The organism is Methylophaga thalassica (assembly GCF_030159795.1).
GTDB lineage: Bacteria > Pseudomonadota > Gammaproteobacteria > Nitrosococcales > Methylophagaceae > Methylophaga > Methylophaga thalassica.
On sequence record NZ_BSND01000006.1, the window covers coordinates 111296 to 137839 of the forward strand.

Genomic DNA, 26544 nt, shown 5'->3' on the forward strand with positions numbered 1-26544 from the left:
TGATTTTCAATGAATCAAATCAAACGTGCTCTATTGAGCGTATCAGACAAAACTGGTGTGCTTGAATTAGCCCAGCAATTAAACAAGCTCGGTGTAGAACTGTTATCCACTGGCGGTACAGCCAAATTATTAGCCGAAGCAGGCTTACCAGTAAAAGAAGTCTCCTCACATACTGGCTTCCCAGAAATGATGGATGGCCGTATCAAAACATTACACCCCAAAATTCATGGTGGTTTATTAGGTCGTCGTGGTACCGATGACGCCATTATGGCTGAGCATGATATTGCTCCGATTGATCTGGTAGTCGTTAACCTTTATCCCTTTGAAGCCACGATTGCACGTGATGACTGCACCTTGCCGATGGCTATTGAGAATATTGATATTGGTGGCCCCACCATGCTGCGTGCTGCGGCCAAAAATCATGCGGATGTCACTGTGTTGATTGATCCTGCTGACTACGCCAACGTTGTAGCACAAATCGAAGCCAATGGCGGTGTCGATGATGCCACCCGTTTTGATTTAGCAGTAAAAACATTTGAACATACAGCACATTATGACGGTGCTATCGCCAACTATCTGGGCAAATTAACCGGTGAAGAAAAAGCCTCTTTCTCACGTACATTTAATAGCCAGTTCGTGAAAAAACAAGACATGCGTTACGGTGAAAATCCTCACCAAAATGCCGCTTTCTATACCGAAGCGAATCCTGCCTCTGGCACCATCAGTGCTGCCAAGCAATTGCAGGGTAAAGAACTGTCATATAACAATATTGCCGATACAGATGCCGCGCTGGAATGTGTGAAAGCGTTCCCTGAAGCGCCTGCCTGTGTGATTGTTAAACATGCCAACCCGTGTGGTGTGGCTGTCGCAGATAGCTTGCTCAAGGCATATGACTTAGCTTACGAAACCGATCCAACCTCGGCCTTTGGCGGTATTATCGCCTTTAATCGTCCATTAGATGCTGAGACAGCAAAAGCCATTATTGATCGCCAGTTTGTCGAAGTCATTATCGCACCATCAATCAGTGAAGAAGCCCAGGCAATCGTCGCTCAAAAAGCCAATGTGCGTTTATTGGCCTGTGGCGAGTTTGAAAACAATGCTGCAACTGGACTGGATTACAAACGTGTTAACGGTGGTTTATTAGTTCAGGACCGTGATGAAGCACTGGTGCAAAAAGCCGATCTGAAAGTGGTCACTGAAATAGCCCCATCTGAAGAACAAATGGCTGACTTATTATTTGCCTGGCGTGTCGCTAAGTTTGTGAAATCAAACGCCATTGTGTATGTCAAAAATCAACAGACTGTTGGTATTGGTGCCGGACAGATGAGCCGTGTTGTGAGTAGTCGAATTGCGGGTATTAAAGCTGAAGATGCGGGTTTAACGGTACCAGGTGCCGTGATGGCTTCTGATGCCTTTTTCCCATTCCGAGATGGCCTGGATGCGGCAGCAGCGGCAGGTATTAAAGCTGTTATTCAACCAGGCGGCTCTATGCGTGATGATGAAGTTATCGCGGCAGCAAATGAGCATGGTATTGCCATGGTCTTTACTGGCATGCGTCACTTCAGACATTAAATAACCGCGGATTGTTTGTGGATCGCGTTGAGGCTTATCGTTTATTCCAATCGCTAAATTGTCAGCGCTTTCAACACTTAATTGAAATGGCGCCTACTCGTCAGGCGTTAATTTTTCAATTATTACCCCTTTTCTTACATATCAATGCCAAGCTGCTGCCGGGTTATATCAGTGATGATGTGCCGGCTGGCTTGCTTGATTATCGCCCGTCACAGGACACGATAAACAAAGCACAACAACTGAATCGCAGCTTCAGTCATCGTGTACGCGCTTTACGTCGTTATCCCTTGCGCGGTCTTTATCTTATCAACCCTCACCATCATTACAGCTACTCCGATAAAACGGAATTTGAGTTATGGGTACTCTGTTCTGATCTTGTCGATATTGAACAGCGCCAGCAACTGCAATTAAAGTTAGATGCCATCACCGCTTGGTGCGAAGAAAATGGGCTATGGCTGAAAACACAGTTACTCACCGAAAAGGCATTAGCAGATAACACTGCCTTATCTGAAGGGCAAAAAGAACAGTTTTATACACAAGGTATTGTTCTGGCAGGTGCTGACCCTTATTGGTGGCTGATAAGCCATGAAGAAGCGACAGATCATCAAGCCATTGTTGATGAGTTCAAATCACAGGCTAAATTTAAACAATACAATCTGGTGGATTTTGGTCCGGTCAAGGTTGTTGATCAAAGTGCCCTGTTTGAAACGACTTATGCCGTAGGCAAAGACGTTCTGTTAGACGGACATGTCTCACTTGATCTGCTCTATCTGCCTCTTCTATTACAAAAGGTGACGTCTTTTCCATTACTGTCGTCTGTTTTAAAACAAGCTATTTATCGCGGTGAGTCTCGCTTTTCCGCTCTGGAGAACCAGGCATTAAAACTCTCCATTATTGAATCACACACTGAAGAATCATTAATCAATATCGCCAGAGAAGTATTCTATAAGGAAAGTCAGGAAGCACTTTCTGTTCAGCTAAACCAAGCTCAGCATCCATGGCGCAGAGAATTTGTAAAACAGCTGACAACGTTGTGGGGATGGTCTGAAATCCAATTACAAACATTGGATAATCGCCACTCCAATATCAAACAAAACCAACTTTGGTTTACTAGATTAGCCCCAGTTATTCAGTCTTTATTAGAAAAGCTCGAGTTTTATTGTAAAAAACATCAACTGGATACCCGCCATGAGATAACTTATCTCAAGCAGTTATACCGTTTGCGTTTTCAACCGCAGGGAAATCAGATTCCCTCACTGCCACTATCATTTCGCCCTGAACTTAATGAAAGCCGTTTGTATTTATACAGATTCAAGGATCAACAAGACTGGCTGGTCAGTCAGGTGCCGCTTGCAGATAATGCAAAATCGGGCTTATACCAACATTCGCAACTCATCGATGTTTTAAGCTGGGCGATCAATCATCATCTGTTAGCAAAAACCAACTGGCTGAGTGTGACAGACCAACACCAGAAGTACACAACATCATCTGTCATAGAGCTCAGTCATTACATTATCAACCAGGGTCTGGGCCTGCTTGATATCCCGAAGCAACAAGCAGACATCACAACAACGGAAACCATTGTTCAGGTTTTGGTATTCCCTAATCTGGAGCAGCAGCCCAGCAATAAACTTTCTCAACAGGGTTTACAACTCGCCAGCAAGCAAAATGATCCGCTCAATTACAGCTCCTTTAAAGAAAGTCTGGTATTAACGATCGATTGCTTGTTTATCTCCAGCCATGGTCAGATTTACAGTACGTTTTATCAGGGTCAGACGGCTGTGCTGGAGATGCTCACCAGTCTGCTACTTTGGCAGCCAGCAGCTCCTCCCAGAGTGAATAGCTGGTGTACAACGCCAGGATTTGAAAAATCAATAAACCATCGCTTTGAAACGTTAATACCGCAAGTTTGCCAGCTTTATCAAACTCATTCACAACGTGGAAAATTTTTGATTAATCTGGCCGATCGTCCTTATCAACTTCAATGGCATGATGGGCAAGTTGAATATGTAAGACGGCCGATGTCACAAACCATCTGGCAACACCTTGCTGACAATACAAACACTTTCACAGCGCAGGCGCTGGATAGCTATCTTGATAAAGACCAACTACTGAATACCCTATTGAGCTATCAGACAGCTGAGCAAGTAAGTATTTTTCTTTATCTCGAGAAAAATACCGTGGTGTATTATCTTATTGATGAATATGCCAATCTTGTCCGCCAGCAAGTTCAGCATCTCAGTGAGTCGACCCTGATGGGGCACCTTCAAATGTTTCTGTCACACATTAAGGCATGCAATAAACTTAAACATATCCGCTTTTATTTGCTCAGCCATCACCAGCAGGGCTGGAAAATCAATGCGATTGCCCGACAGAACTCAACACAAACTTTTCTACCTGTTCAGGTGACCATGGAGAGTCCGGCACTGGATGCAGCCTGCACCATTATGTGTGGTAAAAAATGGTTTGAAGGCCGTGCTGATGATACAAGCTTATTTGCTCAAGTCCATCAGCTTATTCATTCCTTACGACAAAATAACCAGACATATCCGCTTTATATCAATCAACTACAATTTACTGATAATCACGCTTACCCAACGGCTATATATATTCAGCAAAAGAACCGTTTGGAACAACTTTTCAACCAACAATAATCGATACGGGCTTTCTCTTTGGCCTGTGCTCTTTTATTATGTTGGTCTTTCATTATCGGACGACAGAGTAAGTTATGATCAAAGTCGGCATTGTTGGTGGCACCGGATATACAGGTGTCGAACTATTAAGATTACTTGCTAATCACCCTGAGGTCTCACTGGAAGTTATCACCTCCCGAAGTGAATCAGGCATGCCCGTCAGCGATCTTTTTCCAAACTTGCGTGGTCATGTAAATATCGCCTTTTCAGAGCCAGATCCCGACATTCTTGCTCAATGTGATGTGGTTTTCTTCGCCACCCCTCATACCGTGGCGATGGCATTAGTACCTGAATTGATTAAACGTAATACACGGGTTATCGATCTTTCTGCTGACTTCAGGCTCAAAGACCTTGCTGTCTGGGAGCAGTGGTACAACACCCAGCATACTTGTCCTGAGTTATTTGAACATGCCGTTTATGGTTTACCGGAACTGAATCGCGACAAGATCAAAGACGCACAGTTAGTTGCTGTACCGGGCTGTTATCCAACAGCCACAGAACTGGGCTTTTTGCCATTATTGGAAGCAGGATTAATTGATCCCCTGCACTTAATTGCGGATGCAAAAACTGGCGTCAGTGGTGCTGGCAGAAAAGCGGCCATCCCCATGCTGATGGCAGAAACCAGTGGCAGCTTTAAAGCCTATGGCGTGAGTGGTCATCGCCACTTGCCTGAAATCCGTGAAGTCTTATCCCAGCATTGCCAGCAAGAAGTGGATTTAACCTTTATTCCGCACTTGGCTCCTATGGTCAGAGGCATTCATGCGACCTTATATGGTCGACTCACCACGCACGATGTGAACTTACAAAAAGTGTTTGAAGAGCGTTATGCTAACGAGCCTTTTGTGGATGTGATGCCGATCGGCTCCATGCCAGAAACACGTAGCGTTCAGGGTAGTAATATCTGCCGAATCGCAGTACACCAACCTCAAAACAGTGATACGGTGGTTGTTCTTTCTGTTATTGATAATTTGGTCAAAGGCGCTTCAGGCCAGGCTATCCATAATATGAATATCATGTTTGGCCTCGATGAAAAAACAGGGATTAATGTAATTGCGATGATGCCCTGATGATTGATAAACCGTATGTAATCCAAACCAGACGACCGTTTAGAACCTTTTTGCTACTGCTGATAACACTCACAGTATCAACTTCGATTGTCTGGTATTGGACCACCCAATGGCAAAGTGAACAAAACAAACACCTTGCTGAACTAACAAAACAGAACAAAATTCTTCAGGAAGAAAACAAGAAGTTACTTGAGCAAAATAAACTTCTGTCCTCGCAGGTAAATGATATTTCGCGAATGCAGGCGATGCAGGATGCCACCGACTCTCAGTTACAATCGAATCTAGAAAGATTGCAGGATCAAGTCATTGAGCTGAACAAAGAACTATTGTTCTATCAGAATATTACCCAGGGTAATGCCAGTAGTGAACTTCAGATACGAGAGCTTCATCTCAGAGCCAATCCAGATAATCTATCGCAGTATTTCTATCGGATTGTTATTACTCAAGGTAAAAAAATCTCAAAAGCAATCAAAGGTGATGTATTGGTGACATTGAATTTTGCCGATGATAAAACCAAACCTCGGCTGGCCAATAAACACAGTTTGAAACTAAAACATGTGCAAGTGCTTGAAGGTGTATTCAGCATCGAAGAGAATGAACAACCGAAAAGCATTGATATCGAATTAAAACAAAATAAAAAAGTCTTAACTAAACGTACTTTTCAGTGGGAAGTGTCCACTACCCTGCCATAAATGAGGTTCATCATGTTCAAAAAAGATAAACCAAAAAAGAAAAAAACAACGACCCGCATAGATACATTAATTGGTCGTGATACACACCTAAAAGGCGATATCAACTTCAGTGGTGGTTTACGTATCGATGGCAGCATTCAAGGAACTATTGTTGCCAATGATGATGGTTCCTTATTAACCCTGAGTGAACAAGGAAAAATTGATGGGGAAGTCCGTGTGCCTAATCTCATCATTAATGGTGAAATAAATGGTAATGTCTTCGCATCAGAACATGTGGAGCTTGCGCCAAAAGCACGTATCAATGGCAACCTTTATTACCGCATGATCGAGATGGCCATGGGAAGTGAAGTGAACGGTCACTTAATTCGCTCTCAGGACGAAGAGGAAGATATACTCCATGTCGAGCATGAAGTCTTTGATGAAAAAGCGTCTTTCCACCTTGAGCAAAAAAGCTAAATCTTGACTATTTTAGTCAGAATTGGATAATGGCTATTAATTAACCATTTATTCGGAGTGATGACATGACAAGCGAAATGCCCAGCCCAATCATTTTTACCGAGGCGGCGGCAGCAAAAGTCAGCAATCTTATCGCTGAAGAAGGTAATGATCAGCTCAAGCTGCGAGTATTCATTACTGGAGGCGGTTGCTCAGGTTTCCAATATGGCTTTACCTTCGAAGAAGAAGTCAGTGATGGTGATACACAAGTAGAAAAAGGTGGTGTCACTTTATTGATTGATCCAGCAAGTTATCAATACTTGGTTGGTGCAGAGATTGATTACACGGATGGCATTGAAGGTTCTCAATTCGTCATTCGTAATCCAAATGCTACAACAACCTGTGGTTGCGGCTCCTCTTTCTCACCATAAGTAAAAACATATGACCTCAAAAAACCGGTGTTTCAACATCGGTTTTTTTTTGCCGTCATTTATTGTCTTTATTGCCTGTTAACGACGGGTTCATTATTCTGAAACGATACGGATAGAGGGTAGAAGATGATATCAAAATGGCAATGGTTATTAACTCAACTCACGCGCACATTGTGGTTGAGAGCCTCATTATTTGCAGTACTGGCTATTGTGACAGCATTAATTGCCATTCCCGCACAATCATTGATACACAGCCCTCTTCCATTTGAGATTGGTGCTGAGGCTGTTCGAGGCATCCTAAATATCCTCGCTTCGAGCATGCTTGCCGTCACGACGTTTTCTCTCAGTGTTATGGTCTCTGCTTATGCAGCAGCAAGCTCAAGTGCGACCCCAAGAGCAACCCAACTGGTCAGGCAAGACACCACGACCCAGAATGTACTTGCAACGTTCATCGGCTCTTTTTTGTTCAGTCTGGTCGGTATTATTGCCTTGAGCACCGATATCTATGGAGAAAATGGTCGTTTAATCCTGTTTACCGTGACTATCGGCGTTATCATCCTGATCGTTGTCACCATCTTGCGTTGGATAGAGCACCTATCTTTATTAGGTCGATTGAGTGAAACCACGAACCGTGTGGAAGAAGCTCTTACAGAAGCCATGAAACAACGTATTGACTATCCATGCCTTGGTGCAAAACGCTTAGACAAAGACAACCCACCCAAGAAAGGCAAAAACGCTGTTTATGTTAAGCACATTGGTTATATCGAGCATATTGATTTGGGTGGACTCAACCGCTGTGCCGAATCAAATGAAACTGAAATCTGTTTGTATATAGAGCCAGGTCACTTCGTTCATCCAGGTGAAGCTGTTGCTTATTATGACGGTGCTCAATCTGATACGATTGATGAAACTATCAATAAAGCACTTACCATCAATGACTTGAGATCATTTGATCAGGATCCTCGCTTTGGTTTCACTGTACTCGCTGAAATCGCCTCCCGCGCACTCTCTCCTGCCGTGAATGATCCGGGTACTGCCATTGATATTTTGAGTCGGGCAGTCAGAGTCCTATCACTATGGCAAGAGCATAAAAATCTTGATGATGCTGACGAGAGTATTGCCTACCCACATGTTCGTATGCCAGAAGTGAAGCTAGATAATCTTTTTGATGATATTTTTCTACCCATCAGCCGGGATGGGGCTAGCATGCTTGAGATTCATATACGACTGCAAAAATCATTACTAGCCTTAAAACAAATCTGTCCCGAATGCTTTGAGAGCTGTGTAGACAAACACTCTGAACTTGCTTATCAACGTGCTTTATTAAGCTTAAAGTTAGATGCAGATAAACAACGCTTGCAAGTATTACGAGACACGATCAAATCTTCATAATTTAAACATCTGTCACAAAAATACACTTTACTAAAATTTGTTTTACCCATAAAATGAATGAACGTTCATTCATTTTATGGGTAGAATTTCATGTGTGCATCCTCATGCAAGGATAAACATCAAGCTATCTTATCTGCGACCTTAAAGTTGTTAGCTGAGAAAGGTTTTCACGGTTTCTCAATTAAACAACTTTCAAATGAAGCTGGCGTTGCTGCAGGAACTATCTATCTTTATTTCAAAGATAAAGATGCACTTATTGCTGATTTACACAGTACGATTATTAGTGCCGTAGCTAAAGCCATATTTAAAAACAAGAATGGCGCATTACCAATAAAAGATCAGCATCGACAAATGTGTCTGAATTTATGGCAATTCTGTCTCGAAAATGAGTCTATTACGTTATGTAAGCCGCAGTTTGATCATTTACCAATGGATGTACTTCACCACTTATATGATGATACATGGTCACAATTGAAACCGATTGCAGAATTGTATGAACAAGGACGTCAGCAAGGCGTATTAAAGAACTTACCTGATGACGTATTAAGCGCTTTTAGTTTTGAACCTATTGTAAATCTGGCCGGTCAGCAGCTTCGACGTACTATCGATATTACAAATGATGACCTAAATACTATGTTGGAAGCATCATGGAGTGCTATATCAACATCAACAATTGAGACTCAATAATGGAGTTATTCATGAAAATCTCACCTTCAATCTCACGTGTTATAGCACTATCGGCTTTATTGATATTAACCGCATGTCAATCGGATGAGCAGCAACAAGGTGCTCAACAACAGGAGAGTCATGTTGATGTTGTCACTCTCGCCCCACAAAAGGTCACATTACGTAGTTCATTACCAGCTCGCACTACCGCCTTTAGGCAAGCAGAAGTTCGCCCACAGGTGAATGGTATTATCGAGAAACGCCTATTTGAAGAAGGCGCTCAGGTGAAAGAAGGCCAACAATTATATCAAATTGATGCCGCTTTATATGAAGCTGAAGTAGCCAATGCCAAAGCACAATTAATGCGTGCCAAAGCGGCTCTCCAGACAGCTAAATCGAAAGAAGCCAGATATAAAAATCTGCTCGCTGATAATGCCATCAGTCAACAAGATTATGATGATGCCTTAGCAACTTATCAGCAAACAGAAGCTGATATCAAAGTTCAAGAAGCCACATTAAAAACGGCCGAAACCAACTTAAACTACACGCATGTCTATGCACCTATTTCTGGGCAAATTGGTAAATCAAACTTCACAGAAGGTGCATTAGTGACAGCCCAGCAAGCAGCGGTGCTAACTACAATCTATCAACTTGACCCTATATACATTGATGTATCACAACCATCGAAACAACTACTGGATTTACGTAAACGTATTATTGCCCGTCAAATCAACAAGGAAAAGGCTCCGAAGGTCACTATAACACTGGAAGATGGAACGGCTTACTCTGAAACAGGCACCTTGCAGTTCGCTGAGGCTAATGTGGATCCAACAACGGGTGATGTGGTGTTGAGAGCCATTATGCCAAACCCAGATAATCTGCTGTTACCCGGCATGTTCGTCAAAGCGACAATTGAGGAAGGACAACTAGACAACGTCATTTTAGCCCCACAAAAAGGGATCACTTTTGATCGTGAAGGCAATGCCACAGCTTTAGTTGTTAACAAAGAAAATAAAGTGGAGTTACGTCAACTAGAACTTGATCAGGCTGTTAATGACAACTGGATTGTTAAATCAGGGCTTAATGCTGGTGATCAAATCATTGTTGAGGGTCTGCAAAAAGTCGCACCAGAAGCATCAGTTAAGATTGATAACAATACATTACAAACAGCGGATAGTGGAGCGTAACCATGGCTAGATTTTTTATTGATCGCCCTGTTTTTGCCTGGGTTATCTCCATTATCATCATGTTGGCGGGGATAATTTCCATTTTTCAATTACCGATATCCCAGTATCCGACGGTAGCTCCACCCTCAGTAGAAATCAGTACAACCTATCCTGGCGCTTCTGCAAAAACGGTTGAGGATACGGTTATTCAGGTTATCGAACAAAACCTAACGGGGATTGATAATGTACTTTATATGTCTGGTACCAGTGATTCCTCTGGTGCTGGCTCGTTAACGGTCACCTTTAATGCAGGTACTGATGCCGATATTGCCCAGGTACAAGTACAGAACAAACTACAATCTGCCATGCCTTTGCTACCTCAAGCAGTTCAGAATCAGGGCATAGAAGTTACCAAGTCCAGTGCGGCGTTTTTAATGGTGCTTGGCTTTTACTCTGATAATGGTAGTCTGGACAAATATGACATTGCTGACTATGTCTCGGCCAATATCAAAGATCCCTTAAGCCGTATAAATGGTGTAGGTCAAATCCAAGTATTTGGCTCGCAATACGCCATGCGTATCTGGCTCAATCCAGATAAATTAGCACATTACAAATTGACCACAGCTGATGTAACCAGTGCCATTAGTGCACAGAACGTGCAAATTGCTGCCGGTGAACTCGGAGGAGCACCCGCTGTTAAAGGTCAAGAATTTAATGCCAGTATTATCGTACAGACCCAGCTGGAAACACCGGAAGAGTTCGGCCAAATCATCTTACGTGTGAATGAAGATGGTTCACGCATCAAACTGTCTGATGTGGCTCGTATTGAATTAGGTGGTGAGAATTACCAATTTGAAACGGAATACAATAGACAACCGGCTGCTGGTATCGGTATTAATTTAGCTTCAGGCGCCAATGCACTGGAAACAGCCAAAAAAATTCGTGAGCGTATCGACGAGTTATCACCTTATTTTCCAGAAAGCCTGAAAGTCGTTTATCCATACGATACGACACCTTCGGTCAGAATCTCGATAGAAAACGTTATTCACACCTTAATTGAGGCGATCGTTTTAGTGTTCCTGGTCATGTATTTATTCTTACAGAATATCCGGGCCACATTGATTCCAACCATCGCCGTGCCGATTGTATTATTAGGGACGTTCGGTGTGCTGTTCGCTTTCGGCTTTAGTATCAATACACTGACGATGTTTGCCATGGTGCTGGCGATAGGTTTGCTGGTTGATGATGCGATCGTGGTGGTTGAAAACGTGGAGCGGGTCATGCATGAAGATGGGCTCTCCCCTAGGGAGGCCACCCGCAAATCAATGGATCAGATTACTAGTGCGCTCGTGGGCATCGTTCTGGTACTTTCAGCCGTATTTATTCCTATGGCCTTTTTTGGTGGCTCAACGGGCGTAATTTACCGACAATTCTCGGTAGCCATCGTCTCTGCTATGGCCTTATCGGTTCTGGTTGCCCTGACATTGACCCCCGCCCTATGTGCAACATTGCTCAGAGCAGGCGATGATGAACACAATGATAAAAAAGGCTTCTTCGGCTGGTTTAACCGTAATTTCAACAGAGCAACGAATAAATACCAAAGCTCTGTCGGCCATATGATTCACCGTACTGGCAGATATATGCTTATTTATTTATTGATTGTGGGCGTATTGGCGGTTTTATTCACTAAACTTCCCACCTCTTTCTTGCCAGAAGAAGATCAGGGCACCATGTTTACTTTGATGACATTGCCTGCCAATGCCTCAAAACAACGTTCTGCTGAGGTGATGAATAAAATAGAAGATTATTATCTTGATCAAGAGAAAGAGAGTGTCAACTCAGTCTTCTCTATCATCGGCTTCAGCTTTGCTGGTCGTGGTCAAAATAATGGTATGGCCTTTACCGATATGAAACCTTGGGATGAAAGACCTGGTCAGGAGTTAAGCGTACAAGGTGTTGCCGGACGTGCATTCCAATATTTTTCATCCATCAAGAATGCCATGATATTCCCTATCATCCCTCCTCCCATTACTGAACTCGGTAATGCCAGCGGCTTTGATTTACAGCTCAAAGATGTGGGTGGACAAGGTCATGCTGCATTGATGAATGCTAGAAATCAATTACTGGGTATGGCTGCTCAAGATCCAAGGTTAACGGGTGTGAGACCCAATGGTCAGGAAGATACGCCTCAATTTAAAATCGATGTGGATCATACAAAAGCAGCGGCTTTTGGGGTGGACTTAAACCAAATTAATCAGACCTTTAACACAGCTTGGGCATCCACCTATGTCAATGATTTTATTGATAATGGTCGGGTCAAGAAAGTCTACGTGCAAGGCGATGCGCCATATCGTATGATGCCGGAAGATGTATCAAAATGGTATGTCCGTAATAATGATAATGAGATGGTGTCACTGGGTTCTCTGTCAGAAGGACGCTGGATTTATGGTTCACCACGACTTGAACGCTATAACGGTGTCTCATCAGTGAACATTCAGGGTGAAGGTGCGCCTGGTGTCAGTTCTGGTGACGCGATGAAAGCCATGGAAGAGTTAGTAGCTAAACTACCTCCAGGTTTTTCTTATGAATGGACAGGTCAATCTTATCAAGAACGTGAGTCTGGCGATCAGGCACCACTACTCTATGCTATCTCTATCATGGTAGTGTTCCTGTGTCTGGCAGCACTATATGAAAGCTGGTCAGTGCCTTTCTCCGTTTTAATGGTTATACCTTTGGGTATTATCGGGGCTGTCTTGTTTACCATGGCCCGTGGATTATCGAATGACGTGTATTTCCAGGTAGGCCTATTAACGACTATTGGTCTGGCATCAAAAAATGCCATCTTAATTGTTGAGTTTGCTAAATCACTTTATGAAGATGGTATGTCGCTAATTGATGCCACCATGGAAGCGGTCAGAATGCGTCTTCGCCCTATCATCATGACATCACTTGCCTTTATGCTTGGCGTATTACCTCTGATGGTAGCTACGGGGGCTGGCTCTGGCAGTCAAAATGCCATTGGTACAGGTGTTTTTGGTGGTGTTTTCACTGCTACCGCATTAGCCATATTCTTTATACCCGTCTTCTTTGTTGTGGTATTTAGTTTGCGTGAAAAAGTGACTAAAAAATCATCACATAATGAAGTTAAAAAGGCCTGATTATGATAAAACCTCTTAAACTATCTGTTGCTATAACGGCGATATTAACGATATCAGCATGTTCTTTGATGCCAGATTATCAAAGACCTGAGCCGAATATTGCCATTGCTAATCAATCAGTCGAGAGTTCAACCGATGTGGCTGAACTCGGCTGGAAAGATTTTTATCTTGATCCGAAATTGGATCAATTGATCAGCATTGCGTTAGCCAATAACCAGGATCTTAGAGTTTCATCGCTGACGGTCGAACAATTACGTGAACAATTTCGTATTCAAAAAGCCGCCAAATTACCCACTGTTAATGCAGAAGGCTCGGTGACACGTCAACGCACCCCAGAGTCATTAACTGGTACAGGCCGAAGTGGCATTACTGATACTTATAGTGTTGGGCTAGGTGTATCTGCTTGGGAACTCGATTTCTTTGGACGAATAGATAGCCTGTCAGAGTCTGCATTACAACAGTTCCTGGCTTCTAAATCATCACGCGACAGCATGCAACTGACCCTGATTGCCCAAGTAGCTGATGCCTGGTTTAGTTGGTTAGCGAGTGATGCACAACATCAATTATCATCAGAAACACGGGAAGCACGTGCTGAAAGTTATCAACTGATTGAAAAACGCTTCAAAAGTGGCTTAGCTTCTGAACTGGATGTCAGACAAGCCGAAACAGCTCTGCACGAAGCACGTGTTCTGGAAGCGCAATACCAGCAACAAGCAAATCAGAACTTCACCAACTTACAGCTCTTAGTGGGCCAAAGCTTGGATAAGGATGAATGGAAAAAAGACTGGTATCAAATAAAAACATTGCGTGATATTCCTGCTAATCTGACTTCTGATGTGTTGTTAAAACGTCCTGATGTGATGCAGGCTGAGTACAATATTAAGTCTGCCAATGCTGATATTGGTGCAGCCAGAGCCGCATTCTTCCCGCGTATCAGTCTGACCACCTCACTCGGTTTTGGCGGTACAAGCTTTGGTCAATTAGGGGAGGCATCAAGCCGTCAATGGTCTATCGCACCGCAATTTACCCTGCCATTACTTGATTGGGGTGTCAATCAAGCCAACCTGAATGTGGCAGAGTTACAAAAAGACATTAATATCGCTCAGTATCAACAAGTGATTCAGGAAGCATTTAAGGAAGTGCGTGATGAGATGGAAGCGCGTTATACCTTAGATGCACAATTGCAAGCACAGAATGATCTAACGGCATCCACCAAACGCAGTCTGGAATTAGCTCAATATCGTTTCAACGCTGGTATAGATAGTTACCTGGATGTATTGGATGCCCAGCGTAGTTCTATCAACAGTGAATTAAATCAGATTGATACCCGACTGCTCAGACTTCGTAATCAATTAACGCTATACAAAGCATTGGGTGGTGGCCTGTATGAAGAAACACCATCGCCTTCGCCACAACAGAAATAATTTTGTATCCGTCATCAGCTTAATTTAAGCTGACTTATATTTGTTGAAATTAAGGAGAGAAAAATGGATTTACAAGTGGGCGGCATATTAGGTCTGATTTGGTTAATCATTGTTATCTGGGCCATTATTAATGGTTGCCAATAGCCCTGCTGGTGGTGGCGCTAAGATATTATGGATACTTATCCTTCTGCTATTTCCTGTATTAGGTCTGCTGATTTGGTTCCTGCTTGGACCTAAAAGCTAGTCTAACCAGCCACGCAAAAAAAGGGGCTTAACGCCCCTTTTTTAATGCTTTCATTTAACCTAAGTGATCTTTTAGTAATTCTGGCTGACGTTCAGGCGTGAAAATTTCAATCCAGTAACCATCTGGATCCTGAATAAAGGCAATGCCTTTCATTTTGCCATCATTCGGTTTCTTCACAAACGGCACGCCAAATGATTCAAACCGCTCACATGCCGCATCAATATCCGGTACCGCAAAGCCGATATGACCAAAGCCACGAGGATCACTATTGCCATTGTGATAACTGACCTCATCATTATCTTCATCACCCCAGTTATGGGTCAGTTCCAACATCGCAGGCATAGCAAACGTTTGTTTTATACGTTCATCATTATCCGTTGAAATCATTTTCACTTGTTCGGGCGATAAAGCGGCCATAAAGTAAAGCGTGAACTTCATCTCTGGAAAATCAAACCGTTTAACTAAAGTCATACCCATCACTTCAGTGTAAAAAGCCAGAGTTCGTTTGGGATCTTTAATCCGGAACATGGTTTGATTAAATACAAAATCATGGGTGGCAGGATCATGCGTCTCGCTCAAGCCTTCAGCATTGTCAAAATGACGACTCATTGTTCTCTCCTTTATATAAAACAGATAGTGTTATGACCATTCTTATGATGATGGTTCACTTAGTATTAAAATAACGCTGACTTTCCTCTTTCACTACTTTCGAAAGCAGTAAAATACCAATAAGGTTAGGAATGGCCATCAAACCATTCATCAAATCAGAAAAGTCCCAGACAAATTTCAGCTCGCGGGTTGCGCCAACAATGACTGCAGCGACAAACACAATACGAAATACGATGATGGCTTTCTCACCCAATAAATATTCCAGTGCTTTTTCACCGTAATAGCTCCAACCTATTAAGGTGGAAAAGGCAAATAAAGCTGTGGCTATCGCAACAATATAAGTGCCGGTTGGTCCTAATGTTTCGGCAAAACTGATACTGGTTAAGATATTAGCTTTCACCCCGTCCTGCCAGGCCGTGGCCGTTAAGATCACCAACGCTGTTGCTGTACACACCACCAGGGTATCAATAAATGTCTGAGTCATAGACACCAGTGCTTGTTTCACCGGATCATTGGTCCGGGCCGCAGCGGCAGCAATTGGCGCAGAACCTAAGCCTGATTCATTAGAAAACACACCACGAGCGACACCATAGCGAATCGCCGCCGCCACTGCGGCACCAGCAAAGCCACCACCCGCCGCAATCGGGTTGAAGGCGTGCCAGAAAATTAAATGAAAGGCTGCCGGCACTTCGTCAATATTAATACCAATCACAATCAGCGCCGCCCCTAAATAGGCCGCAATCATAAAAGGCACTAACATCGAAGTGAATCGTCCGATTGAACGAATTCCGCCAATTAATACCAGCCCAGTTAAAACCATCAGTACAAAACCCGTTGTACTGGTTTCGATGCCAAATACCTGCTGTACGGCTGCAGCCGCAGAATTGGCCTGGGTCATATTACCAATACCAAACGCAGCACCGACCGTGAAAACAGCAAATAAACTGCCTAGCCACGGTAAACCAACACCTTTTGATATGTAATACATCGGGCCACCACGCATACCGTTTTCACCTTCTTCACGGTATTTCACCGCCAACATGGCTTCTGCATATTTGGTCGCCATGCCGACCAGCCCTGTCACCCACATCCAAAACACGGCGCCTGGGCCACCTAATGAAATCGCGGTCGCCACCCCAACAATATTGCCAATTCCGACCGTTGCAGCCAGCGCAGTGGTTAAAGCGGCAAAATGACTGATATCACCATCCGCTTTATCTTCTTTATGAAATACTAACTTGAGTGCATGGCCTAACGCCCGAAACTGAAGTCCCTTTAACATCAAGGTCAGATAAAGCCCGGTACCGACCAGTAAGATGAGCATTGGTGGTCCCCAGACCCAGCCGGATAAAACCGACACCCAGTGTGAAAGAAATTCCATGTATGCCTGACCTGTTAAAAGTTATTAATGCATTTGAAGTTAAGTGAGATACATGCTGCTGTCAAACTTTACGAACAACCACGCTTTCAGCACCATTAACCAGATCAAGACACTGTTTTAGCTTTGAGAATAGAAGCACCCGCATCTCTTGATAAACTCAATGTATCGGCAATTGAAATTAACGCCAAGACAGCAATGATCCAAAAGGCTAACTGGAAGTCCTCAGTCTGAGTTTCCACTAGTGTGGTTCCATGTAAAAACCACATGGAAAAAGCCAATACCAGAGCGGCAAAGGCGATGCCAATACCCCGACTCATCTGCTGCAGGACTGAAAATAGTGTGCTGGCATCACGCATTTGCTGTTCACCCACATCAGCAAAGCCAATAGTATTAAGTGCAGTGAAATGCATGGAGCGATTCATGCCACTAATAAATAACACCAGAACCATTAACCAATGTGGTGTATTGACTGTAAACATGGCCATAGCAACAAACCCAGCCGATACCATCAGTCCATTCGCTATCAGCACCCGGCGGAAACCAAAGGTATTCATAATCCAGGTGGTGGCAGGTTTCATGCACAAATTACCAACAAATAACCACAGTAATAAAATGCCAGCATCCACCGCTGACATGCCGAACCCGAGTTGGAACATCAACGGCAATAAGAAAGGCACAGATGCCACAGCTATTCGGAAAAACGAACCACCCACAGCGGTAATTCTGAAAGTTTTAATCGCTAAAGGCTTCAAACTAAATAATGGATATTGACTGCCAAGTAAGTGTTTAATTGATAACGCCAACAAAGCTAAACCAACCATGATTAAACTGAGACTGTATGCCACCTGCAGTCTGCCTGCACTCAAACATTCCACACCGGCCATAAAAATACCAAAGCCGGTTCCGGTCATTAAAAAACCACGGATATCAAAAGGTTCTCGTTGCATTACACGATGTGCCTGAGGCTGAATTAAGCAGTGCGTAACGATTAATATCAGTAAACCAATGGGTACATTAATCAGAAAAATCCAATGCCAGCTCCAGTGGGTTGCGATCCAGCCCCCCAAAAAAGGGCCTAATACCGGTCCGAATAAGGCTGGCCAGGTTAGAATAGCCACCGCTTTCACAATCTGATTTTTGGGTGTATCTCGCAATACCACTAGGCGGCCAACAGGCACCATCATCGCGCCACCAAAACCTTGTAAGACTCTGGCAGCTGTAAAGCTCATCAGCCCTGTACTCAAAGCACATAACACCGAGGAAATAATAAATATCAGTACCGCCAGCGAAAAGACCCGTCGCGCACCAAACCGATCAGCCGCCCAGCCGCTTAATGGCATAAACACCGTTAAGGCGACAAGATAAGCTGAGACCCCGACCGACAAATGTGCTGCCGCAATATCAAAATCCTTGGCAATAACAGGCAAAGCCGTTGCAATAATCGTGGCATCAAGCGTTTCCATAAAAAACGCCGCCGCCACTAATAAAGCAATCGCAATCCGTCTGTTTATCTCGATGGGTCCTAAATGCATTTTATGCCTGGTAGTTAAACAATATCATCTACTACGCCACCATCCACTCTCAGAGCAGCACCGCTGGTCGCTGATGCTTGCTCAGAACAGACATACACCACCATATTGGCGACTTCTTCCACTGATGCTGGCCGTTGTATGATTGAACTTGGTCTGGCCTCCATCACAAAATTTTTGCCGACTTCTTCATAAGACTTGCCTGTTTTTTCCACTTCATCGGCAATCATGGCTTTAAAACCATCAGAAAGGGTTGGCCCAGGCAAAACACTATTCACCGTCACGCCACTGCCAGCGACACGCTTTGCTAAACCTCGTGAAAGTGATAACTGAGCTGTTTTGGTGACACCATAATGAATCATATCGTCGGGAATATTACGTCCTGACTCTGACGAAATAAACACCACACGTCCCCATTGCTTCGCTTGCATGGCAGGCAGGTAGGCACGAGACAAACGCATACCTGACATCACATTGGTAGCCCAATAGGTATCCCAGGTTTGATCGTCAGTTTCAAAAAAATCGGCTGGGCCAAAGATGCCAGCGTTGTTTACTAAAATATCCACATCAGGCACTTTACTGACTAATTGTTGGCAACCCTCTGCGGTGGATAAATCTGCAGCGGCAGCGATGAGTTTTGCCTCAGGTAGTTGTGTTTTGATGCGTGCTATCGCCTTGTCAACGGTTTCCTGACTACGACCATTAATCACCACCTCGGCTCCCGACTCAGCTAAACCTGACGCAATGGCAAAACCAATGCCAGCCGTTGATGCTGTTACTAATGCTTTTTTTCCGGTGAAATCGATCTTCATCGTGTTCTCCTTAGTTATTTATCTGTTTATATTGTAGGCGACCACTAATATTGATTAAATAGAGAGAATGTAAATTCACTATTTCGAAATAGTTAACAATGAAACGTATTGATGATCTGCTGGGTTTAAGAGTCTTTGAAAGAGTTGTAACATTGGGTAGCCTGACAGCCGCCGCCCAAGAATTAGGCATCTCCCTCGCAGCAGCCAGTAAACGACTGACTAAGCTGGAGCAGTATCTGGATGTACAACTGATTCATCGTAGTACACGGCGATTATCTGTCAGTGATGAAGGACAAACCCTTTATGACTACGCACAACGCATTGTGGCTGAATTAGCACAAGCGGAAGAGGCGATCTTGCAAAAGTCAGAGCAACTCTCCGGCTCTTTAACCATTACCTCTCCCAACAGTTTTGGTCGACGCCACTTGGTCAAACTGATTGCCGAGTTTAAACGTCGACACCCTGACATTAGCATCCAGCTGCTGCTCAGTGACAGCATTCAAGATATGATTGCAGAAGGTATCGATGTCGCCATTCGTTATGGTGAACTGCCAGACTCAAGACTGGTTGCCCGTCGTTTACTGAATAATGAGCGTATCTTATGCGCCTCACCCGACTATCTTGCCCGATATGGCACGCCTAAGGCCTTAGAGGAACTGCACCAGCATCAATGTATTATTATCAGTCGTCATACTGAAATTAACTGGGCTTTCCCAAGCCACACCTTACATATCCAGCAAGCGATAAGTAGTAATGACGGTGAGGCTGCACATGTCATGGCATTACAAGGCATGGGTATCGTGCTGAAATCATACTGGGATGTGGCAGAAGACCTGATGGCAGGCAAATTAATTCAGGTCTTACCAGAGCAAGCCGTTATCAGTGCCCCCATCAATATCATTACCCTAAAAAATCAGCATCAACCCGCAAGAATCCGACTATTTATCGACTTTTTACTCAGTAGTTTGCAACCAATGCATATGCATAAAGAAAAAACCTGACCGCCCTCGTTGCCAACACCAAAACGGTTATCCTACGCTCATAGAACGGCGACGCCAGGCGCTCAAACGTTCTTGTAATCCGATAACAAACACATAGAAGGCCGGTACAAAAAACACAGCCAATATCGTACCGCTGAGCATGCCACCAAACACGCCTGTGCCAATGGCATGCTGGGTTTCAGCACTGGCGCCACTGGCAAGCATCAATGGAACGACACCAAGCGTGAAGGCCAGCGAAGTCATTAGAATGGGTCGCAGGCGCAGACATGCTGCTGTCACAGCGGCATCTATCAATGTGCGCCCTTCAGCATGTAACTGACGAGCAAACTCTACAATAAGGATAGCGTTCTTTGCTGACAAACCTATGATCGTTATCATGCCGACTTTGAAGAACACATCATTGGGCATGTCACGCAGTAGCACAGCCGCCACTGCCCCCAACAAACCTAACGGTACTACCAGCATCACCGATAGCGGAATCGACCAGCTCTCATACAATGCCGCCAATACCAGAAATACAACCAGGCCTGATAACAACATCAGCATCGGTGCTTGCGAGGCAGATTGCCGTTCCTGCAGTGACAGTCCTGACCAGGCTATCGCAAAACCTTTGGGTAACTGTGCGACTAAACGCTCCATCTCCACCATCGCTGCACCACTAGAAAAGCCGGGCGAAGCTTCCCCGGAAATACGTACAGCAGGAAAGCCCTGAAAACGAATCATCTGCTGCGGCGACTCGCCCCATACAGGCGTTACAACTTCTCGCAGTGGTACCATGCCACCATTCACATTACGCACTCGCAGGCCGAGTACATCATCCAATTGCATACGAGCATGGGCGTCAGCCTGTATGATAACTTGCTGCATACGTCCCGCATTGGGAAAGTCATTCACATACAGTGACCCCATCGCTGCCGATAAAGTACTGCTCACAGCAGTGAAGGACAGCCCCATTGCCTCAGCTTTTTGCCGATTGATATCCAAGCGAATGCTCTCGCCAGGTGCCAAGCCATCGGGATAGACATTGCTGACCACTTCGCTCTGTGCTGCCAATGCCAGAAGTTGTGCCTGTGCCTCCAACAAGGCCGCTTCACCTTGATGTGCCCGATCCTGTAAAAACAGGCTGAAACCAGAGGAAGTACCCAACTCGTCGATGGCCGGAGGCATCAGACTCATTACCGTTCCCTCGATATTATCAGCCATGGCCTGCTGTGCCAGATCCGCTTCCTCAGCTGCGGTAGCACCATTACGCTGGTCCCAGTCTTTAAGCATAGTGAAGGCCATAGCTGCGTTTGGACCTGAACCGGCAAAACTAAAGCCCAATACCACCAGATTGGCATCCAGAGCTGGACGTGAAGCAACGTGTGCCTCATAAGCCTTGACCACTTCCAGAGTGCGTTCACTGGTGGCACCTGTGGGTAACTGGATAGAGGTCATGAAATACCCCTGATCTTCCTCAGGCAGGAAAGATGAGGGTAACTGCTTGGCAGCGACGATAAGCACGACACAAAGCACAGCAAATAACGCCATCATCCGGCCAGTATGGCCAATCATGCTCGCCACCCGTGCACCATAGCCTGCTGTCAGACGCTCAAAGCTTCGGTTGAAAGCGCCAAAAAAACCAGGCTTGTGATGGTGCTCAACACTGACCGGGAGTAATAAAGTAGCGCAAAGAGCAGGCGTCAGAGTCAGAGCAAGAAACGCTGAGAACAAAATAGACACGGCCATCGACAGAGTGAATTGCTGGTAGATAATCCCCACTGAACCGCTGCCAAAAGCCATAGGGATAAACACAGCGGTTAACACCAGAGTGATACCAATCACTGCACCAGTGATCTCTTTCATCGCTCTTGAGGTTGCTTCCCTTGGCGACAGCCCTTTGGTCGCCATCAATCGCTCGACATTTTCAACCACCACGATGGCGTCATCAACGATAATACCAATGGCCAGCACCATGCCGAACATAGTGAGTGAATTGATCGAAAATCCGGCAAGCAGCATCACTGCGAAGGTGCCAAGTAACGCGATAGGCGCGACAATGGCAGGAATCAATGTGTAACGCAGGTTTTGCAGGAATAAGAGCATCACCAGGAACACCAGTGCCATAGCTTCAAACAAGGTGTAGATCACCTTCTCAATAGAAACTTTGACGAAAGGCGCCGTATCGAACGGCACTGAGTAGGCCATGCCAACAGGCAGACTCGGTGCAAGTTCGGCCAGACGCTCGCGTATCGCAGAAGCCGTCTGCACAGCGTTTGCGCCGGGTGATAATTGGATAGCCGCGCTGGTTGCCGCCACACCATTCTCACGATTAGAGAAACCGTACGACTGCGCGCCTAGCTCAACTCGCGCCACGTCACACAGTACCAGCTTCGCCCCATCAGCACTGGCACGCAGAACAATAGCAGCAAACTCCTTGGGGGTCGTCAGTTGTCCCTGTACAGTCAGTGGCACGGTCAGGCGTTGTCCCGGCAGTGCTGGCTCATCACCAATTCGTCCTGGCGCAATCTGTACATTCTGCTGCTCAATGGTCTGAGCCAGTTCATTCATTGTCAGACCATAAGCGTTAAGTTTATTCGGATCGACCCAAACGCGCATCGCCTGCTCGGCACCAAATAACTGCACACGCCCCACCCCTGCAATTCGACGTAATTCCTCGACAATATTCCGCGCCAGATAGTCGTTCAATGCGACTTCATCGAACTGACCGTCGGGTGAGGTCATACCGACCATCATCAAAAAACTGGAGGAGGCCGATTCAACCTGCAGGCCGCTCTGTCTTACAGTTTGGGGCAGTCGCGGTTCCACAGCTTTAATACGGTTTTGCACATCGACCTGGGCCAACTCCGCATTAGTACCGGGTTTAAATGTAGCGGTTATCTGTGCAGTACCAGAGGTATCTACCGATGACTCGAAGTACAGCAAATTTTTCACTCCTGACAATTCGCGCTCGATCAAGCTCACTACCGAATCATTAAGTGTCTGAAGTGTCGCGCCTGGATAAGTCGCATAAATGCTGACCGAGACCGGCGCTACAGAAGGATAGCGAGAGATAGGCAATTGCGGGATGGCAATAACGCCGATCAATACAATAAACAAGGCGATCACCCATGCAAATACTGGGCGGTTTATGAAAAACTGGGGCATGTTGACTTCTCCTGGCTCAGTGTAGCTGATGACTCTCAGCAGCAGATTGCCAAGGGTGTGTGACAACCTGTATAGCCGGACTCAGGCGCTCAATGCCCTCAATGACTACCGACTGACCAGCGCTTAGGCCGGAGATGACACGATAATCGCGTCCCACCAGCTCACCAAGCTCAACGGCGACCAGCTCTGCCTTATCATTTGCATCGACTATCCACACACTGGCTTGACCCGCCGTACGTGTCACTGCCTGCTGGGGGACACTCAGAGCATCCGCATAGTAAGCTTTGGCGATACGTGCTTGTACGTAAAGGCCGGGCAACAGATGATAGTCAGGGTTATCCACCAACACACGTAACAAGACATCGCCGGTACCAACATTTACCTCTGTGCCAGAAAACAAAATGTGCCCTTGTATACCGAGAGGTTTACCATCACTACTCAAAATCTCGGCCGCCAAGTTAGACCCTGCCGTGCCAGCCAGTTGACGCATCGTTTCCAACTCTGATGCTGGTAGACGGATGTCTACATATACTTGATTGATTTGTTGGATTCTGGCCAAAGGCGTGGCATCTGTTGGCGAAACTAATGCCCCCTCACTAACCAGTGCTTGGTCAATACAGCCATCAATAGGAGCCTCAACACTGGCGAATTGCAAATCCAGTTTACGTCGAGCCAGGGTAGCTTTAGCTTGAGCTACATTCGCTCTAGCCTGATTTCGCAATGAAACAGCATCATCATAAACTTGACGACTGACCCCGCCAGCCTCCGTCAGAGAGACGAGACGGTCTACCTCCAAACGTGCTCGTTCCAACACGGCTTCAGCATGCTGCAAAGCTGCCACTGCAATATCGACATCGACTTTAAATGGCGCTGGATTAATTTGAAACAGCACTGAGCCGGCTTTAATTTCAGCCCCCTCTTCAAACAGACGGTGTTGCAAGATACCACCAACTTGAGCGCGGATCTCAGCACTACGAATAGCAGTGACTCGGCCTGGCAAGTCTTCAGTAACTAATAACGTTCTGGCTTGTGGCGTCAACACTGATACCTTTACCGAATTGGGCGTTTCTGCAAGCTGCTGTGTTGAATCACAACCTGACAATACCAACACGGCAAGCCCTACTAAAACAATGCTTAGGTGCCACGGTTTGATGAACATAAACGACTCCTTGCTAAACGTATCTTTTGATAACGCCGCTCTATTAAACGCTAGATAAACAAGGCTGAATTATGACGAGCTGCTATTGCGAATTATTCGAGGCTTTATGGAGAAAGTATGGAGGGAGTGATACAGTTCAACAATTTAGTGTTGGAGCAATCCGTGTCCAGTCTTAATTCCCCTGTAAGCCCAACAAATTCGGCACTCGTATTGATTGCAGAGGATGAAACAGAGATTGCTGATATTCTTATTGCTTATCTACAGCGCAGTGGTCTACGTACTCAACATGCCGCTGATGGTCAACAAGCATTGGCCATGCATCAAACTCACAAGCCTGATCTATTGCTACTCGACGTACAGATGCCACATATGGACGGTTGGAATGTACTAAATGAAATTCGCTCTCATAGTGATACACCGGTCATCATGCTCACAGCACTTGATCAGGATATCGATAAGTTAATGGGCTTACGCCTGGGTGCAGATGACTATGTGGTGAAACCATTCAATCCAGCTGAAGTAGTCGCTCGTGTACAGGCAGTATTGCGACGCGTACAAAGCAGTACCCCGACCACGACTAAGATGCTGCGTGTTGGCAAGTTCCAAATCGACTTAGATAACCACGAGGCCAGCATCTACTGTAACGAGCAACAATTGACATTGGATCTCACCCTGACCGAATTCAAGCTTCTCGCCTGTCTGATGCGTTCACCAAAACGGGCTTTCAGCCGTGAAGAACTGTTGGTCAACTGTCTTCCTGAGGGTGATTCTCAGGAACGTACCGTAGATAGTCATATCAGCAAATTACGTAAAAAACTGGAGGCGCTTGATATTCACGGTGTGCCTGCCAGTGTCTGGGGAGTAGGTTATCGCTTTGGTGGTGAAACATGAAATCAGCATCGGGGTTACGTCGGCAAATCATCAAGTCGCTGGCCGTAATGACAATGGGCATCATTTTTCTGTCAGTGTTTGGCTCCTATGTGTTTTATGGTGTTGCCACGGCCTATATGCCTGGCAGCATATCCGAAACCTGGATGCCCTCCCAGGTGGAGATGATCTGGATCGTTTGTACAATCATCACTGCGCTGGGGATCGCTCTGTTCGTCGCCATTCGTTTGTCACGGCGTATTCTCACACCACTTAACTCTGTGGCATTCAGCTTACGTGAAGTCGCCCAGGGTAAACTTAACGCCCGTGCCAAAACCGACCAACATGCGATGGGAGAGACGGCACAACTGGTGCAAGACTTCAATGCTATGGCTGAACGCTTACAGTATATGACCCGGGAACGAGAATTCTGGAATGCTGCCATTGCTCATGAACTTCGTACACCGGTTACCATTCTTCGCGGTCGTTTACAGGGTTTGGCCGAAGGTGTCTTCACACCTAATAACGATATTTTCGAAGGATTACTTCGACAGGTCGAAGGACTCAACCGTCTGATAGAAGATTTACGAGTATTAAGTCTCAATGACAGTGGTCACTTAGAGTTACAGCTGGACGAGGTGATGCTGGCCGAAGAACTCAGCGTAGTAATAGAGAGTTTTACTTCAACACTGAACGCAAGAGGATTTACGCTAAAGCAGCGACTTGATCCCACACTAAAAGTTCGCTGTGATGTTATACGAATACGGCAGGCTTTGATGGCGCTGCTGGATAATGCCTGTCAACATGCCGATCCTGGTGCGCTGACAGTCCGCCTTAACAGTTCAGAGGACAGCTGTTATTTGAGCGTGGAAGATGAAGGCCCAGGTATTCCTGCAGAGGCCGCAACTGATGTGTTCGAGGCATTTCACCGTGTTGAACCTTCTCGCTCACGAAAAAGTGGCGGTAGTGGACTTGGTCTTGCCGTTGTTAAAGCGATAGTTGAGGCACATCGAGGGCATGCAATTTGCCAATCCACTAGCGCTGGAGGCACGATTTTCATTCTGTCATGGCCCATTCAGCTAGAGACAAAATGAAAAGT

The 26544-nt window shown here is 45.3% G+C and carries 21 protein-coding genes; 15 read left to right on the forward strand and 6 right to left on the reverse strand.

All coding sequences use genetic code 11. From position 1 onward, the window contains the following. Positions 1-9: 9 nt before the first annotated feature. The 12 genes from purH (at position 10) to QQL60_RS15290 (ending at position 14940) form a co-directional block, all read left to right on the forward strand. Entirely contained in the window at positions 10-1572 is a 1563-nt protein-coding gene (gene purH, locus QQL60_RS11525) for a bifunctional phosphoribosylaminoimidazolecarboxamide formyltransferase/IMP cyclohydrolase (RefSeq protein ID WP_284723382.1), read from the forward strand. Positions 1573-1589: 17 nt separating this feature from the next. Then, a complete protein-coding gene (locus QQL60_RS11530) occupies positions 1590-4226 on the forward strand; it encodes a class I adenylate cyclase domain-containing protein (RefSeq protein WP_284723383.1) in 2637 nt (878 codons plus the stop codon). A 74-nt stretch (positions 4227-4300) separates the two neighbouring features. Further along, positions 4301-5332: an N-acetyl-gamma-glutamyl-phosphate reductase gene (argC, locus tag QQL60_RS11535; protein ID WP_284723384.1), complete on the forward strand. Its 1032-nt coding sequence runs from the start codon at positions 4301-4303 to the stop codon at positions 5330-5332. Then, positions 5332-6024: a DUF6776 family protein gene (locus tag QQL60_RS11540; protein ID WP_007144005.1), complete on the forward strand. Its 693-nt coding sequence runs from the start codon at positions 5332-5334 to the stop codon at positions 6022-6024. The genes argC and QQL60_RS11540 overlap by 1 nt, the downstream gene beginning before the upstream one ends. Positions 6025-6036: 12 nt before the next feature. After that, positions 6037-6480, forward strand: a complete 444-nt coding sequence (locus tag QQL60_RS11545; RefSeq protein WP_007144006.1) for a bactofilin family protein — start codon at positions 6037-6039, stop codon at positions 6478-6480. Between the two features lie 65 nt (positions 6481-6545). Further along, entirely contained in the window at positions 6546-6890 is a 345-nt protein-coding gene (erpA, locus tag QQL60_RS11550; protein ID WP_007144007.1) for an iron-sulfur cluster insertion protein ErpA, read from the forward strand. Between the two features lie 126 nt (positions 6891-7016). Next, on the forward strand, positions 7017-8282 hold the full coding sequence (locus tag QQL60_RS11555) for a DUF2254 domain-containing protein (RefSeq protein WP_007144008.1): 1266 nt from the start codon (positions 7017-7019) through the stop codon (positions 8280-8282). Between the two features lie 90 nt (positions 8283-8372). Further along, positions 8373-8969: a TetR/AcrR family transcriptional regulator gene (locus tag QQL60_RS11560; RefSeq protein WP_284451534.1), complete on the forward strand. Its 597-nt coding sequence runs from the start codon at positions 8373-8375 to the stop codon at positions 8967-8969. A gap of 11 nt (positions 8970-8980) precedes the next feature. Next, positions 8981-10135: an efflux RND transporter periplasmic adaptor subunit gene (locus QQL60_RS11565; RefSeq protein WP_284723385.1), complete on the forward strand. Its 1155-nt coding sequence runs from the start codon at positions 8981-8983 to the stop codon at positions 10133-10135. A 2-nt stretch (positions 10136-10137) separates the two neighbouring features. Beyond that, on the forward strand, positions 10138-13272 hold the full coding sequence (locus QQL60_RS11570; RefSeq protein ID WP_007144011.1) for an efflux RND transporter permease subunit: 3135 nt from the start codon (positions 10138-10140) through the stop codon (positions 13270-13272). A gap of 2 nt (positions 13273-13274) precedes the next feature. Then, positions 13275-14696 (forward strand): efflux transporter outer membrane subunit, encoded by a 1422-nt coding sequence (locus QQL60_RS11575; RefSeq protein WP_284723386.1) that lies wholly within the window; start codon positions 13275-13277, stop codon positions 14694-14696. 130 nt (positions 14697-14826) lie between these two features. Next, a complete protein-coding gene (locus QQL60_RS15290) occupies positions 14827-14940 on the forward strand; it encodes a PLDc N-terminal domain-containing protein (protein ID WP_284723495.1) in 114 nt (37 codons plus the stop codon). A 54-nt stretch (positions 14941-14994) separates the two neighbouring features. Here QQL60_RS15290 and gloA read toward each other — a convergent pair whose 3' ends face one another. From gloA to QQL60_RS11600, 4 genes are all read right to left on the reverse strand, one after another. Further along, positions 14995-15549 carry a lactoylglutathione lyase gene (gene gloA / locus QQL60_RS11585; RefSeq protein WP_007144014.1) on the reverse strand — a complete coding sequence of 185 codons (555 nt, stop codon included), beginning with the start codon at positions 15547-15549 and terminating at the stop codon, positions 14995-14997. 55 nt (positions 15550-15604) lie between these two features. Beyond that, a complete protein-coding gene (locus tag QQL60_RS11590; protein WP_284723387.1) occupies positions 15605-16930 on the reverse strand; it encodes an alanine/glycine:cation symporter family protein in 1326 nt (441 codons plus the stop codon). Between the two features lie 104 nt (positions 16931-17034). Further along, a complete protein-coding gene (locus tag QQL60_RS11595) occupies positions 17035-18462 on the reverse strand; it encodes a DHA2 family efflux MFS transporter permease subunit (RefSeq protein WP_284723388.1) in 1428 nt (475 codons plus the stop codon). Between the two features lie 14 nt (positions 18463-18476). Continuing rightward, complete coding sequence (locus tag QQL60_RS11600; RefSeq protein WP_284723389.1) at positions 18477-19271, reverse strand: SDR family NAD(P)-dependent oxidoreductase; 795 nt, start codon at positions 19269-19271, stop codon at positions 18477-18479. 98 nt (positions 19272-19369) lie between these two features. Here QQL60_RS11600 and QQL60_RS11605 point away from each other — a divergent pair, with 98 nt between their 5' ends. Then, positions 19370-20272, forward strand: coding sequence for a LysR family transcriptional regulator (locus QQL60_RS11605; protein WP_284723390.1), 903 nt, complete (start codon positions 19370-19372; stop codon positions 20270-20272). Between the two features lie 27 nt (positions 20273-20299). Here the strand turns inward: QQL60_RS11605 and QQL60_RS11610 are convergent, their stop codons facing one another. Together QQL60_RS11610 and QQL60_RS11615 are read right to left on the reverse strand one after the other, a co-directional pair. Next, positions 20300-23419: a multidrug efflux RND transporter permease subunit gene (locus QQL60_RS11610; protein ID WP_284723391.1), complete on the reverse strand. Its 3120-nt coding sequence runs from the start codon at positions 23417-23419 to the stop codon at positions 20300-20302. 16 nt (positions 23420-23435) lie between these two features. Further along, positions 23436-24578 (reverse strand): efflux RND transporter periplasmic adaptor subunit, encoded by a 1143-nt coding sequence (locus QQL60_RS11615; RefSeq protein WP_284723392.1) that lies wholly within the window; start codon positions 24576-24578, stop codon positions 23436-23438. A gap of 117 nt (positions 24579-24695) precedes the next feature. Here QQL60_RS11615 and QQL60_RS11620 point away from each other — a divergent pair, with 117 nt between their 5' ends. Together QQL60_RS11620 and QQL60_RS11625 are read left to right on the forward strand one after the other, a co-directional pair. After that, entirely contained in the window at positions 24696-25469 is a 774-nt protein-coding gene (locus QQL60_RS11620; protein ID WP_284723393.1) for a response regulator, read from the forward strand. After that, positions 25466-26539: an ATP-binding protein gene (locus QQL60_RS11625; protein ID WP_284723394.1), complete on the forward strand. Its 1074-nt coding sequence runs from the start codon at positions 25466-25468 to the stop codon at positions 26537-26539. Before QQL60_RS11620 ends, QQL60_RS11625 begins: the two co-directional genes overlap by 4 nt. Positions 26540-26544: the final 5 nt, after the last annotated feature.

What these genes read in the sequence shown, in the direction of transcription:
- purH (WP_284723382.1), top strand. Translation starts at nt 10, where the DNA reads ATGAATCAAATCAAACGTGCTCTATTGAGCGTATCAGACAAAACTGGT.
- argC (WP_284723384.1), top strand. Translation starts at nt 4,301, where the DNA reads ATGATCAAAGTCGGCATTGTTGGTGGCACCGGATATACAGGTGTCGAA.
- QQL60_RS11540 (WP_007144005.1), top strand. Translation starts at nt 5,332, where the DNA reads ATGATTGATAAACCGTATGTAATCCAAACCAGACGACCGTTTAGAACC.
- QQL60_RS11545 (WP_007144006.1), top strand. Translation starts at nt 6,037, where the DNA reads ATGTTCAAAAAAGATAAACCAAAAAAGAAAAAAACAACGACCCGCATA.
- erpA (WP_007144007.1), top strand. Translation starts at nt 6,546, where the DNA reads ATGACAAGCGAAATGCCCAGCCCAATCATTTTTACCGAGGCGGCGGCA.
- QQL60_RS11555 (WP_007144008.1), top strand. Translation starts at nt 7,017, where the DNA reads ATGATATCAAAATGGCAATGGTTATTAACTCAACTCACGCGCACATTG.
- QQL60_RS11560 (WP_284451534.1), top strand. Translation starts at nt 8,373, where the DNA reads ATGTGTGCATCCTCATGCAAGGATAAACATCAAGCTATCTTATCTGCG.
- QQL60_RS11565 (WP_284723385.1), top strand. Translation starts at nt 8,981, where the DNA reads ATGAAAATCTCACCTTCAATCTCACGTGTTATAGCACTATCGGCTTTA.
- QQL60_RS11570 (WP_007144011.1), top strand. Translation starts at nt 10,138, where the DNA reads ATGGCTAGATTTTTTATTGATCGCCCTGTTTTTGCCTGGGTTATCTCC.
- QQL60_RS11575 (WP_284723386.1), top strand. Translation starts at nt 13,275, where the DNA reads ATGATAAAACCTCTTAAACTATCTGTTGCTATAACGGCGATATTAACG.
- QQL60_RS15290 (WP_284723495.1), top strand. Translation starts at nt 14,827, where the DNA reads ATGGTTGCCAATAGCCCTGCTGGTGGTGGCGCTAAGATATTATGGATA.
- gloA (WP_007144014.1), bottom strand. Translation starts at nt 15,549, where the DNA reads ATGAGTCGTCATTTTGACAATGCTGAAGGCTTGAGCGAGACGCATGAT.
- QQL60_RS11590 (WP_284723387.1), bottom strand. Translation starts at nt 16,930, where the DNA reads ATGGAATTTCTTTCACACTGGGTGTCGGTTTTATCCGGCTGGGTCTGG.
- QQL60_RS11595 (WP_284723388.1), bottom strand. Translation starts at nt 18,462, where the DNA reads ATGCATTTAGGACCCATCGAGATAAACAGACGGATTGCGATTGCTTTA.
- QQL60_RS11600 (WP_284723389.1), bottom strand. Translation starts at nt 19,271, where the DNA reads ATGAAGATCGATTTCACCGGAAAAAAAGCATTAGTAACAGCATCAACG.
- QQL60_RS11605 (WP_284723390.1), top strand. Translation starts at nt 19,370, where the DNA reads ATGAAACGTATTGATGATCTGCTGGGTTTAAGAGTCTTTGAAAGAGTT.
- QQL60_RS11610 (WP_284723391.1), bottom strand. Translation starts at nt 23,419, where the DNA reads ATGCCCCAGTTTTTCATAAACCGCCCAGTATTTGCATGGGTGATCGCC.
- QQL60_RS11615 (WP_284723392.1), bottom strand. Translation starts at nt 24,578, where the DNA reads ATGTTCATCAAACCGTGGCACCTAAGCATTGTTTTAGTAGGGCTTGCC.
- QQL60_RS11620 (WP_284723393.1), top strand. Translation starts at nt 24,696, where the DNA reads ATGGAGGGAGTGATACAGTTCAACAATTTAGTGTTGGAGCAATCCGTG.
- QQL60_RS11625 (WP_284723394.1), top strand. Translation starts at nt 25,466, where the DNA reads ATGAAATCAGCATCGGGGTTACGTCGGCAAATCATCAAGTCGCTGGCC.